Source organism: Heliobacterium mobile (assembly GCF_009720735.1).
GTDB classification, from domain to species: Bacteria; Bacillota; Desulfitobacteriia; order Heliobacteriales; family Heliobacteriaceae; genus Heliobacterium; species Heliobacterium mobile.
This window is the reverse complement of the sequence record NZ_WNKU01000017.1, coordinates 16350-29783: the sequence shown is the minus strand read 5'-3', so window position 1 is coordinate 29783 and position 13434 is coordinate 16350. Positions and strand designations below refer to the sequence as shown.

Genomic DNA, 13434 nt, shown 5'->3' with positions numbered 1-13434 from the left:
TAGGAATCTCATTCTTAACGAAAAACGAGGTAGTTCTCACAATCATATTTCGCTTTAACCGGGGAAAGTCCTTTACCAAATTGGTTGCGACACTTTTTTTATTGAAAGGATTCTTTATGTTCATTTAAGCTATTTTTAAGATATCCCTAAGTGAGGGATAAGACCGATGAGTTACACTAGACAAGAATAGACGGACCTTCACCGTATAGCTATCCAATTGAATTTGCAGAAAGGAGGGCTTCCCTTTGGATAAGACCTTTTGCGCTGAGGCGGCTTCCCTGCGTATCCTCGTCGCTGATGACGACCCGGAGTTGAGGGAGTTGGTGGCAGGCTATCTGGAACACGATGGCTATCAGGTGCTGCTTGCGGCCGATGGAAATCAAGCCCTGCAGTTGGCCCGTTCCGAAAAACCCGATCTGATCATCCTCGACGTGATGATGCCTCACGTCAACGGCTTAGATGTCTGCCGGATTTTGCGCGACGAAGTGGATTGTCCCATGTTCATCCTCTCTGCTCGAGGTGACGAGCCCGATCGGGTCTTAGGGTTGAATCTCGGCGCCATCGACTATGTATCGAAGCCCTTTAGCCCTCGGGAACTCGTCGCTCGCATCAACGCCCACCTGCGTCGACGTCCACGCCGAAGTATTCCGGAGCCCTTGGTACAGGTTGGCCCTTTGCAAATCGACCGTGTTCGCGTCGAAGCTCACCTCAACAAGATCCCTCTTGATCTACGAGGGAAGGAATGGGACCTGCTGTTGTTGTTTGCCCAAACACCGGGACGGGTCTATACAAAACAGCAAATCTACGAACGGGTCTGGCAGGAACCTTATTACGACAACGATAACACCATCATGGTCCATATTCGCAACCTTCGCCGGAAGCTAGACGACGCTTTACCTGGTGCCGGCGATTGGTTGGAAAACATCCGCGGCCTCGGCTACCGGTTGAAAGCGCTTCCTGAGGAGGCCCGCTCATGAAGATCCGCAACCAAGCCTTTCTCTTCTTTCTGGTCGTTTCCGCAGTGGCTGCAGCCATCACTGCCGTCGGTGGTCTCATCATCTACCAAGAACTACTACAGCCTCATGATAACGACTATGAGCGCCGCCGCGTCGCCGAGCAGATCGGCCGGTGGCAAACCCAGTTTAAGGCCCAGCCTATCCAGCCGGTCGATCCGGGTTTGAATCCGAGTTCTGCTACATATTCTTCAAGCCACGAGCAGAATCGCTCTGAAAAAACGGTCGTTGATACTGCATCCTCTTCCCGTACCCCTGTGAAGACAGAAACCGAACAAACGGACAAGCTCTCCAGTGTCGACAAACATCATTCCACTGAAAACGGTCCCGTCATGGACCGCCTGCGTGAGCAGTTACGGTTCGATAGAAACTTCTACCTCTCCCCTGCTTCGGTGCAGGTGCTTGACAGCACCGGACGGGTTCTGGTGACGAAAACCACCTGGAACCCCGATGAGGATCCAGCCATCGCAGCAGCCGACCAATTTCCCAACAGCTACAACATGGCTCAACTGCTAGATGCTGCCTATAAACCTCCACAAGAAGACCCGCCAGGACTAAATTCCCTTTTTAAGACAACAGCCGTTCCCATCCACCAGAGCAAGATCCACTGCGAAGTGGCTCCCTTATATTTTGGTGATGAAACCTATTTTCTGCTGGTACGGTACGAAACCGAACCCTCGTCCACTCCAAGTATTCAGGAAAAGACCTTTTTACTCGCCGGCATTCCCTTGACCGCAGGCACCGCTGTGCTGGTTATCGATCTGATCGCCGCCCTCGCCTTTGCCTGGCTGCTCCGGTCCCCTCTGAAGAAGCTGGGAGCCGCCCTCGAGAATATGAAGCGCGGCGATACTCAGTTTCGCATCAAGTCCTGGCGAAAAGACGAGTTCGGCGATCTTTTCTCTATTTTTAATCAATTGAACGCCGCTTGGGGTATCTTGCAACAGCGGGAGCAAGAAATCGCCGGTAAGCAACGAGACTTGTTAGCGGGACTCTCCCATGATTTGCGCACTCCCCTCGCTTCCATCGAAGGATACGCGGAAGCACTCAGCGATATCGCCTATCGGGAGCCGGACAAAGCCCAAAAATACGGCCACATCATTCATTCCAAATCCCTGATCATGGGGCGCATCGTCGATGATCTCTTCTTGACGGCGAAATTGATCCACCCCGATTTTCACTTGGAACAGCGACCGGCTGACTTGTCCGAGTTGATCCGTCGTTGGCTGGCCGACATGCTCGCCGATATTGAACTGGCTGGTGACAGCCTTGAAGCAGACATCCCCGAAGGTCCTCTTTGGTCATCGGTCGATGCCCTCCACCTGGAACGAGCTATCAAAAACGTCATCAAAAACGCGGCGGAACATAATGGTCCGGGAATTCGCATCACCGTCAGCCTCAGTTCTGATGGGCGTAGTCATATCCTGCACATCGCTGATAACGGCAAAGGCGTACCCGCCCATGTACGCGATCGCCTTTTCGAACGGTTTGCCCGTGCCGATACGGCTCGGCGAGGCAAAAATGGCAGCACCGGCTTAGGGTTGGCCATCAGCCGGGAAATCATCGCCGCCCATGGCGGCAGTATCCTCTTAGATTCCGATTCGCCGGAAGGAGGCGCCGCTTTTCTCATTCGCCTGCCCCTCTGTGCTGCCCCGCAAACTCCCTCCCCCCGCAAAGGCTACGACGATAAGTCCATGGATACTCCTCAGTTGGTTACGTCCCAAACCAATTCAATAGATACAATAGATTCATCAGATTCCCGTTCTGCTCCCATTAAATCTGACACCTATTTGAGCAAGCCAAGCATGGATTCTGTCGATGATAAAATTGACTTGAATCAAGAGAAAGCAGAAGCAGTTGATTCGAAACCAGGTATAATTGCAACCACCGTGCACGAATCACCTGTCCAGGAGGAAAAATAATGACGACAAACAACGATATCCCGGTAAATGATCGAACTGCTGCCTGTACCCTCTGCGGCTTTCGCAACGGCCCTTTGACAGCCCTGCAACAAGGTTGGATATGCCCGCAGTGTGCTGCCGAAGTAGCTCGCAGTTCTGAAACCGGATCCAGAGATGGTTATAGCGGGGCTTTCCCTAGTTCAGGCTCCTCGAGTATGCCCCGTGGGACCATCACAGCGCCGAATTCCGAACCGGCTAGGCCGCGGCGATTTCTGCGTCGACAGCGAATCGCACTTTTCTTTTCACTGATACCCGGTTTGGGGCAAATGTACTTAGGTCAGATGCGGCGGGGATTGCAACTGCTCCTTCTCTTCTGGGGAAATCTGGCCCTGGAGCGTTGGAACTTCATCTTCGATTCGGAATTGCTCATCCCTGTTCTCGTCGGATACAGCTTTTTCGAAACGTATCATACGGAACGAAAGCTCCAGTCCGGTCAGGCTGTCGCCGATGAAAACCTGGGTATCTTTGACTGGTGGTCAGGAAACTGGCGGCAACATCGTACCTTCCTCGGGATCGCACTGCTCATTGGCGCTGTACTCACCTTGGTGAATGCACCGCTGCCATCGCTCGGTATTCTTCGCTATTTTGATGATTATCGCTACCTCCTCCGTACCGTGATCATGAGTGCCCTGCTGGCTATCGGCGGTTTGGCCTTGCTGATCAAACGGACAGCCAAAGAAGACAGCGATAGCCTGCAATAATCCATGGGCGCAAGTAGGCCCCGCATATGCCACCGCATGGGTGCATATCCGGGGCCTACTTTTTAGGTATTACATAAGAAGTGGGTATGGGTATCGGTTATTGGTTTTGGGTTACAGGTTACAGATTATCGGTTATCGGTTATCGGTTATCGGTTATCGGTTATCGGTTATCGGTTATCGGTTATCGGTTATCGGTTATCGGTTATCGTCATTGTACGCCTTTTCATTCTATGCTATGATAAACTTTATTTTTTAAGCAAGGATGAGGGCCTGTTGCATACCCTGTCGATCACGCAAAAATTCCGCCGCTTTCTCGCCGTACTACTGCCGATCCTAGTATCGCAGTGTGCCCTGTTCGCTATGACCTTCTTGGATACGGTCATGTCCGGCAATGCAGGTGCTTATGATCTCGCCGGGGTGGCCATCGGATCGAGCATCTGGCTTCCGGTCTTTACCGGGTTGACAGGTATCTTATCATCCGTAACGCCTATCGTCGCTCAGTTTGCCGGTGCAAAACGGCCCGAGCGGATTCCCGCTACAGTGGTGCAGGGGGTCTATGTAGCCTTATTGCTGTCGGTCTTCGTGCTGATCGGCGGCGCTTTCGCCTTGCATCCTCTATTGCAGTCGATGAATCTGGAATCTCCCGTCCGAGACATCGCCGGTCGCTATCTGATAGCCCTCTCGCTAGGCATCGTCCCGCTCTTCGTCTATACCGTGTTTCGTTGTTTCATCGACGCCCTGGGGTACACGGGTGTTACCATGAGGATCACCTTGCTGTCGCTCCCCATCAACGCTCTCCTAAACTACCTCTTGATTTTTGGCGCCTTCGGTTTTCCTCGCCTGGGCGGCGTGGGAGCCGGTTATGCTTCGGCGATCACCTACTGGTGTATCGCCTTGATCGCTTTTACCGTCATTCGCCGTGACAAACGGTTTCAGACCTACCATGTCCTAGACCGGCTTTTCCCGGTCTCCTTCTCTGCCTGGAAGGAACAACTCCACATTGGTCTGCCCATCGGTTTTGCCATTTTCTTTGAGACGAGCATCTTTGCTGCGGTCACCTTGCTGATGAGTACCTTTGATACCATCACCATCGCAGCCCATCAGGTCGCCCTGAACCTGGCGTCGATGCTGTACATGATCCCCTTGAGCATCTCCATGGCGCTGACGATTGTCATCGGTTTTGAAGCCGGTGCGGGCCGGTTCGCCCAGGCACGCCAGTATATCCAGGTCGGCATCGGCCTCGCCTTGATCGTGGCGGTTTTAAATTCCCTTTTGATCTATTTCTTTAACGACCAGGTAGCCGCTTTGTACACGACAGACACGGCCGTACACCAGCTAGCCCGGGAATTTCTTGTATATGCCATCTTCTTTCAGTTATCCGACGCGATCGCCACGCCCATTCAAGGGGCGCTGCGAGGGTATAAGGATGTCAATGTGACCCTGCTGGCCACCTTTATTTCCTATTGGTTAGCTGGCCTTCCGATCGGTTACCTATTGGCTACCTATACTTCCTGGGGCCCCTTCGGATACTGGGTCGGCTTGATCGCGGGGTTAGCCGTCGGTGCAGTCCTGTTGTCGGTCCGGCTCATCTTGCTTCAGCGGAAATATGGAGCCGTCGCTGGTGGGTAAAGGATTCTATTTGACAGGTCTTTTATTTCTGCCTATAATTAGTTAGAGTTCTAAGTTTATTGCAAGAGGGGGTTCGTGCAGGTGGCCGGAGACAAAGAGGACTTTGTTTATCATTTTTATCTTCGGAACATCGTTCATAACCTAAAGCTAATTCTCGACGAACACCTTATTCCTCATGGTATTACGAATCAACAGGCAAGGATCGTCGGTCATATCGGGGACTGTGAGGAAAAGGGATGTAGCATCTGCCAGAAAGATATTGAGCTCGCCATGGGGTTAAAAGGGTCATCGATTACAAGCTTATTACAAGGCCTCGAAAAAAACGGTTTTGTAAAACGAAGCACCAGTGTGTCTGACGGACGTGCAAAAGTACTTTCCCTTACAACGAAAGGCGAAGACTTAATTGATGAATTTAACGATGTCTTTCGTGACATGGAACATCGAATCGTTCTTGGTATGACGGCAGAACAAAAACGTTTATTTTTAGAATTGCTCCAGTTGGTCTCGAAAAATCTTGAGCGATAGTAATGCTTTTTTAGACAAATACTTAGAATTCTAATTATTGTAATTCTAAGTATTTTGGGGTTAGAAAGATACATAAAAATTTTTTTAAGGAGGTTAATACCTATGGAAGAAGCAAATATGTACTATCTAGCAAAAGCACCTGTACCTAAAGCGGTTGCGAACATGGCGATACCGATGATACTGGGCATGTTCGTCGGTGTCATACAAAACCTAACGGATACTTTTTTTATTGGTCAGTTGAATGATGCAAACCTTGTCGCCGCCGCAATGCTTGCCTTACCCGTCTTCACCATATTTATGGCCGTATCCAATATCTTCGGGATAGGCTGTGGAACATATATCTCTCGCTTGCTCGGTGAGAAAGATTATGAAAATGTAAAGTCCACATCGTCCTTTTCCTTTTACACCTGTTTATTGTCAGGTATCGCATTAACGATCCTATGCCTTATTTTCATGGAGCCGATTTTACGCTTCATCGGAACAAGTGCCGAAACGCTTGATGCGACTAGAAAATTCGTCACTATCATCGCCGGCGGCGGTTCCTTGATCATGCTCAGTTTTTCGATGGGGCAGATTGTCCGCGCAGAAGGTGCGGCAAAAGAATCCATGGTCGGCATGTTGATCGGAACCATCAGCAATATTGTCCTTGACCCGATGATGATTTTTGGTATGCATCTTGGCGTGGCCGGAGCCGCCTATGCAACGGTAATTTCCAACGGCTTGGCTGTAACTTATTATGGTTGGTATTTGATAAAGAAAAGTCAATGGCTCTCGATTTCAGTCAAATATTTTCGATGTAATCTCAATATTGTCAAGAATTCCTTTTCCATCGGTATCCCCGTTCTGATCAATTTTCTTTTATTGCTCGCATCATCGGTCGCCTTGAACAATTATGCAGCCGGCTATGGGGATGCACTCGTCGCGGTTTTCGGTATTGCCATACAGATGAATATGATGCCAGAGTTTATCATCAGTGGTCTTTGTGAAGGGGTTCAACCCCTCGTCGGTTATAACTATACCGCTGACCGAAACCGGATGAGCGAGATTATTCAGTTTACGGGAATCATTGCTGTGTTGTTGAGTGTTTTTATCACGCTGGCTCTCTATAGCTCCAGCAGTTTTGTCCTAAGTATGTTTATTAGCAATGACGAGATCGTCAAAATTGGCACACCCTTATTCCGTATTTCCATGATTGCCCCCCTATTTCTTGGAATCATATTTTTATTTACGAATGTGTTCCAAGCGACGGGCAAATCCATTCCCGCTTTGGTCATGTCCCTTTCACAAGGAGCCATATTTCTTCCCGCTCTGGTCATCGGAAACGCACTGTACGGCCTAGAGGGAGTGGCTTATGCGTTACCGATTTCAGACTTTGGAACGGCTGTGCTCGCGATTATTTTATATCTGATCAACAGATCTGATCTGCAGGCAAGGAATCTTCAAGCAACGCAGCCTGATATGAACCAGATGTGAACCAGATATGAAAAGGAAAATAAATCGCTCATCTATGCTTCTTTATCTATGGCTATCAAGGGAAAAAGGAGTGCCCATCGATACGTCGATAGGCACTCCTTTTCGTCTGTTACGACCTATTTAGCACAGTAATAGTGAACCCTTAGATTGCGGCTAATTTTCTAGCAAACACGAAAATGGGCGACCGATTCTTTCAACTCCACGGCAGTGGCGCTGTTTTCTGCCGCTCCGGCAGCGATCGTCTCCATCGCGGCCGTCGTTTCCTGCGTGGAAGCTGCGATCTGTTGAGCGTTTTGAGCTGTATTCTCAACAACCGATGCCAAGCTGTGAATCAAGCCGACGATCTTTTCGGAACTGGCTACCTCGTCATTGGTCACCTGGACGATCCCCATCACCTTCTCCACAGTCTCATCGACGGCGGCTAGAATGTTTTCCAGAGAACGCCGGGCCTGGTCGGCCACTTGAACGCCCAGGTCGACTTCGTCCCGGCTCTGGCGAGTAGCGGCCATGGCTTGTCCGGTGCTTTCGGCCACTTTTTTGACCAGTTCGGCTACTTCCTCGGCACCCCGGTTCGATTCTTCGGCTAATTTGCGCACTTCATCGGCGACAACGGCAAATCCAAGACCGGCCTCGCCCGCTCGGGCTGCCTCGATAGCGGCGTTCAAAGCAAGTAAGTTCGTCTGCCCGGCAATATTGGTAATCGTATCGGTGATGAGTTCAATCTGCTGGGAATAGCGGCTCAATGTTTCCATAAAACGCTCCGCATCGACAGTGCGATTGCGTATGTTGTTCATGCGCTGCACCGCTTCTCCGACCGTCTCTTTTCCCCGCTTCGCCGCCATCTGGGTCACCTCTGACGAGTGTGCCGCCTCTTCTCCGTTACACTTGGCAATCTGGATGAGCGAAGATAGTTCAACCAGCACCTGGGAGACTTCAGCCACGGAGGTATTCCCGGTTTCGGCATCACTCGCCATTTTATCGACATTCTGGGCTACATCGGTCGCCGTCGCCGTCACTTCTTCGCTGGAAGCCGCCATCTCTTCCGAGGAGACGGCCAAACGCTCTGCCTTTTCGCTCACTTGGCGAATCAGTGCCCGCAACTGTTCTGTCATCCCGTTAAAGGCATTGGCTAACTGGCCCAGTTCGTCGAGTGCGTCCACTTGAATCGTCTGCGTCAGATCCCCGCTGGCGACAGCGGCAGTACCCTCCATAATTTTATGGACAGGCCGAACCAAGCTGGCCGCTAGCAGGTAGGCGACTCCGAGAGCGATCGCGATAGCGATAGCAGTTACTGCGATACTGATCGTAATTTGCTTTTTGGCGGCTGCCAAGGCTTCCCCTTCCGGGACCTGGGTCACGACGACCCAACCGGTCTGAGAAACAACGCCATAACCGGCGAGTTTGCGGACCCCTTCCCAGTCGTAACTTACGGAGCCCGATTCACCTTTCATTCCTTTTTGCACCGGCGGCAGCATGCTGATATCGGTTTGCTGGCGGATCATGTCATGATTGGGATGGATTAAGATTTTACCGGCATGATCCGTGACGAAAGCATATCCCGTTTGGCCTACCGCAACAGCGTCGACCATATCACCCGTTTTCTCCAGGTTTAGCACTCCTAGGAGAGCCCCGATAAAACGACCTTGTTCATCCTTCATCGGTACACCGATGATCACGGAAGGTTGGCCGGTCCCTTTCGAGATCAAGACGTCACTGACAACCAAGTCGGCCCCTTTTTGCAGCTCTTGAAAGTACTTCCGATCGGCGATGTTTTGCAGTTGACCTTCCGTACGCAACGTCTGTTGGCCATTGGGCAAAGCTACAATCATCCCCATGTCTACAAACTGACTGCCTGCGGCTTTCATCGCGGGTAACTGCTGACTTGGCTCCATCGTCGTCATTTCCGGCATCTGGCTCATAATTTTCAAGGCGCTGATCCGTGCGTTCAGCACATTCTCGATGTTCACCGCTAGGTTCGTGGCGATGACACGGTTCGTCTCATAGGCATTTTTGGACAGTTCCTGTTGACTCAAATACGAGGTAATGGCGGTGACCGTGAGCAGCGGTATAATCCCAATGAGAGCGAATGCTAACAGCAGCTTACTGCGTAGGCGCAACTTTTTAAACCACATTGCCATCGTAATCCTTCCTTCATTATTTCGTTCTTTGATTATCCATCTCGATTATGTATAAATCTTCGATTCTTTTTGGGATTGTAATTATTTAGACAAAACTAGAGAAAATCCTCTTTCCCTGAATAATTAAATAACAAAACATGGATGGTTTCAACAACTCGGTCCTGATACTGTAAAAATCAGAGCATTCTACCTGCGGTAAATCCAACTAAAAAAAACGGGTCGTGACTCTTCAGTCGCGACCCGTTTTTGAGTATCTAATGATTTTTGTACAAAAACCTGTTGGTCACATGTTCTGACCCAACGGAACATGAACGTTTTACTTTGATAGTTTATTTTGGTAGTTGAAATGAGCTTTTCAGCGACACGATATGGTTGAAGATCAACATTCCTTCTGAGGTCAACTTCGGATCGACATTAAAGTAACCGTGCCGGAAGAACTGGAATTTCTCCTGAGGCTGTGCTTCTTTCATGTTGGGTTCTACGAAACCAAACAATACCTCAAGGGAATTCGGATTGATGTATTCCAAGAAAGACTTGCCTTCTTCCTGTTGCTCATCGAGGATCAGCGGTTCATAGAGGCGGAATTCCGCGGGTATTCCTTGGCTGGCATCGACCCAGTGAATCGTTCCTTTTACCTTTCGGGCGTTGAAACCGGAACCGCTCTTCGTCTCCGGATCGTAGGTGCAGTGGATCTCCACCACGTTGCCCTGTTCATCCTTGACGACATCGTGGCACTTGATAAAGTAGGCGTTTTTCAAACGGACTTCGTTGCCCGGGAAGAGCCGGAAGTATTTGCTCGGTGGATTTTCCATAAAGTCGTCTTGCTCGATATAGATCTCCCGGGAGAAGGGAATTTGGCGGATACCCATCTCGGGGTTTTCCGGGTTGATTTCAGCGTCGAGCATTTCGACCTGATCTTCAGGATAGTTGGTGATGACCACTTTCAGAGGACGCAGAACCGCCATGGTACGGGGAGCTTTCAGCTTCAGATCTTCCCGGATGAAATGCTCCAGCATCTTGGAATCGACCACACTGTAGGCTTTCGCTACACCGATTTCACGAGCGAAGTTCCGAATCGCCTCGGGCGTATAGCCGCGGCGGCGAAGACCCGAGATGGTCGGCATGCGGGGATCGTCCCATCCGTCGACAATCTTTTCATCGACTAGTTGTTTTAAGAAGCGTTTGCTCATGACCGTGTTGGTCAAGTTCAATCGTGCGAACTCATACTGCCGGGATACATGTTCCATCTCGCATTCCCGGATAGCCCAGTCGTAGAGGGGACGATGATCTTCAAACTCCAGGGTACAGATGGAGTGAGTGACCCCCTCGATAGCGTCGCTCAGCGGGTGAGCGTAGTCATACATGGGATAGATGCACCACTTGTCCCCGGTGTTGTGGTGAGTGGCGTGAGATATCCGGTAAAGAACGGGATCTCGCATGTTGATGTTGGGAGAAGCCATGTCAATTTTGGCGCGAAGGACTTTCTCGCCGTCTTTGAACTCGCCCTTGCGCATTCGCTCGAAGAGATCCAAATTTTCCTCGACGCTGCGATTCCGGTAGGGGCTTTCTTTGCCGGGTTCAGTCAGAGTCCCCCGGGATTCCCGGATTTCCTCGGCTGACAGGTCGCAGACGTAGGCTTGACCTTTTTTGATCAACAAAACGGCCCGGTTGTACATTTCTTCAAAATAGTCGGAAGCATAAAAAAGGCCGTCCCAATCATAGCCCAGCCAGCGTACGTCTTCCTTAATCGATTCTACATACTCCGTATCCTCTTTGACAGGGTTCGTATCGTCAAAACGCAGGTTCGTCTTGCCGCCAAAGTCGTCGGCCAGATCGAAGTTGAGGCAAATCGATTTGGCATGTCCGATATGCAGATAGCCGTTCGGTTCCGGTGGAAAACGGGTAATCACCGTATCGACCCGACCGGCTTTTTTATCTTCAATCACGACGTTTTTAATGAAGTTAGATGGGGCTGATTTGGTTTCCATGACGATCCCCTTTTCTCAATAAATCATTTCTCACGGCACAATTGCAGGGCACTTGTTATAAATTTTAGTTTATCATAACCTGTCCACTACGCCAAACAATACCTGCCTATTTTGACACAGTACGGTGGGACTCCTTCTGCGGGATATGAATTTTTTATATAATCCCCCTGGAATTTATTACCCATCATTGTGGCGTCCTTACACTTGGTATGTACCTATCGAGGTGTCTCTCGTCGTTGAAAGTTAATTACATGACTCACTTTGTCGGCCAAGGAAAAAGAGTACTGCCATATTGAAAAGTTGGCCGATCTCCGCAGCCTGCCCAAGCCTTACGGTTTACGGTTAACAGTCGCTGCCTTTCCCATCGAAATCAAAGGGGCTAAGTGCCGGGTGGACCCGGCCTGCAGCGATATTCGAAACCTAGACGCTTACGAATTTTTCTTTTCGAAAAGGCTCTTGTACTGTCCGTAGCCTTCCTTTTCCAAATCTTCCTTCGGAATAAATCGCAAGGCGGCTGAATTGATGCAATAGCGAAGTCCCCCCGGTGCCGGGCCATCGTCAAAGACGTGTCCGAGGTGAGAATCGGCACCTTGGCTGCGCACCTCTGTCCGGGTCATCCCGTGGCTGAGGTCCATCTTCTCTTTGACTTTTTCCTCATGAAGGGGGCGGGAAAAACTGGGCCAGCCGCAGCCGGAATCGAACTTGTCTATAGAACTAAACAGCGGCTCTCCCGAGACGATATCGACATAGATCCCTTCACGATGATTATCCCAGTATTCGTTGCGAAAAGGCGGTTCCGTGCCGTTGTTCTGGGTTACTTCGTACTGAACTGGCGAGAGCTTTTGTTTCAGTTGTGCCTTCTCCGGCTTTCTCCAATATTGTTCAAGGAAAGCGTCCCGTCCCGAACCCATGCGGTAGAGACCGTAACGAAAGGGACTCTTCTTGTGATAGTCCTGATGGTATGCTTCGGCGGGATAAAAAGTGGAGGCCGGTAGGATTTGTGTGACGATGGGCTTGTCAAAGCGCCTGCTTTCTTCTAATTCCTTTTTGGAAGCCTCCGCTTTTTCCCGTTGCCCCTCGTCATGATAGAAAATCGCCGTGCGGTAGGATGAGCCCCGGTCGTGAAACTGCCCGCCCGGATCTGTCGGGTCGATTTGCCGCCAGAACCTGTCTAGCAGCGTTTCATAGGCAACGGCAGCTGGATCATAGGTGATTTGGATCGCTTCAAAATGGCCGGTCTCGTCCGAACAGACTTCATGGTACGTCGGATTTTCCTTATGCCCCCCGGTATAACCGGAAAGGATCTGATGTATCCCATCCAGTTCTTCAAAAGGTCCCACCATACACCAAAAGCAACCGCCGGCAAAGGTGGCCAACGCCGTTTGACCATTGCCGCCATCATTACGATTCGTGACCTCTTTGTTCTCTTTTGCTTCGTTCACTCTTCGTCACCTTCCGATTCAACTATGTAGTGTTTACTGAACTGTTTTCCAAACCTTTTTTCCAAGACTAAACTTATACTTTAAACGGTAATTTAAGCTCGTTAAAAATGATTCTTTCCTATCTCTATCATTAAGATAAAAAGGGGCCTAAAGCTGTTAGTACGCAGGGCTTAGGCCCCTTTTCGCCATCAAGACGTCAGAACCCTGCTATTGAACCACACCTGTTTCGCGCAGGTCGTTCAGGGAGACCTCCATCGTCTTTCCATCGTCGTCTCGAACCATGACTGTGTTTTTGTTCTTATCAACCTGTTTCAGCCATACGGGACTTTCTTGATAAAGCACCTCAATCATACCGGAAGCCTTGATGATTTCCTCGGCACGTTCGGCTTGCATTCGAACCACTCCCTTCATCGCTTAATGTCTAGTCTTTCACAAAAAATATCCCCGGAAAACTATCCCTTTCATACTCACTTTTTAACCTCACCCATCCTGTCAGGTTTCGCTTACCTTCGAAATATGACTTTTATTTGTATTCTTTACCCTAGTTGATATAATTGAAACAGTCCG

10 protein-coding genes are annotated in these 13434 nt (G+C 50.0%); 6 read left to right on the top strand and 4 right to left on the bottom strand.

All coding sequences use genetic code 11. The features are described 5' to 3' along the window. Positions 1-245: 245 nt before the first annotated feature. The 6 genes from GJ688_RS13375 (at position 246) to GJ688_RS13350 (ending at position 7299) form a co-directional block, all read left to right on the top strand. Positions 246-977, top strand: coding sequence for a response regulator transcription factor (locus GJ688_RS13375; RefSeq protein WP_207708813.1), 732 nt, complete (start codon positions 246-248; stop codon positions 975-977). Beyond that, on the top strand, positions 974-2932 hold the full coding sequence (locus GJ688_RS13370) for a sensor histidine kinase (protein WP_155477060.1): 1959 nt from the start codon (positions 974-976) through the stop codon (positions 2930-2932). Before GJ688_RS13375 ends, GJ688_RS13370 begins: the two co-directional genes overlap by 4 nt. Beyond that, a complete protein-coding gene (locus GJ688_RS13365) occupies positions 2932-3672 on the top strand; it encodes a hypothetical protein (protein ID WP_155477059.1) in 741 nt (246 codons plus the stop codon). Before GJ688_RS13370 ends, GJ688_RS13365 begins: the two co-directional genes overlap by 1 nt. Positions 3673-3945: 273 nt before the next feature. Continuing rightward, the gene (locus GJ688_RS13360) at positions 3946-5301 is read left to right on the top strand and encodes an MATE family efflux transporter (RefSeq protein WP_328597371.1); all 1356 of its coding nucleotides are present in this window, start codon (positions 3946-3948) and stop codon (positions 5299-5301) included. A gap of 81 nt (positions 5302-5382) precedes the next feature. Next, positions 5383-5826, top strand: coding sequence for a MarR family winged helix-turn-helix transcriptional regulator (locus tag GJ688_RS13355; RefSeq protein ID WP_155477057.1), 444 nt, complete (start codon positions 5383-5385; stop codon positions 5824-5826). A gap of 102 nt (positions 5827-5928) precedes the next feature. Beyond that, the gene (locus GJ688_RS13350; protein ID WP_155477056.1) at positions 5929-7299 is read left to right on the top strand and encodes an MATE family efflux transporter; all 1371 of its coding nucleotides are present in this window, start codon (positions 5929-5931) and stop codon (positions 7297-7299) included. Between the two features lie 161 nt (positions 7300-7460). Here GJ688_RS13350 and GJ688_RS13345 read toward each other — a convergent pair whose 3' ends face one another. The 4 genes from GJ688_RS13345 to GJ688_RS13330 form a co-directional block, all read right to left on the bottom strand. After that, positions 7461-9437 carry a methyl-accepting chemotaxis protein gene (locus GJ688_RS13345; RefSeq protein ID WP_155477055.1) on the bottom strand — a complete coding sequence of 659 codons (1977 nt, stop codon included), beginning with the start codon at positions 9435-9437 and terminating at the stop codon, positions 7461-7463. 329 nt (positions 9438-9766) lie between these two features. Then, the gene (locus GJ688_RS13340; protein ID WP_155477054.1) at positions 9767-11425 is read right to left on the bottom strand and encodes a glutamine--tRNA ligase/YqeY domain fusion protein; all 1659 of its coding nucleotides are present in this window, start codon (positions 11423-11425) and stop codon (positions 9767-9769) included. A gap of 428 nt (positions 11426-11853) precedes the next feature. Further along, complete coding sequence (gene msrB, locus GJ688_RS13335; protein ID WP_268892077.1) at positions 11854-12801, bottom strand: peptide-methionine (R)-S-oxide reductase MsrB; 948 nt, start codon at positions 12799-12801, stop codon at positions 11854-11856. Positions 12802-13074: 273 nt separating this feature from the next. Next, the gene (locus GJ688_RS13330) at positions 13075-13260 is read right to left on the bottom strand and encodes an H-type small acid-soluble spore protein (RefSeq protein WP_170291974.1); all 186 of its coding nucleotides are present in this window, start codon (positions 13258-13260) and stop codon (positions 13075-13077) included. Positions 13261-13434 lie beyond the last annotated feature (174 nt).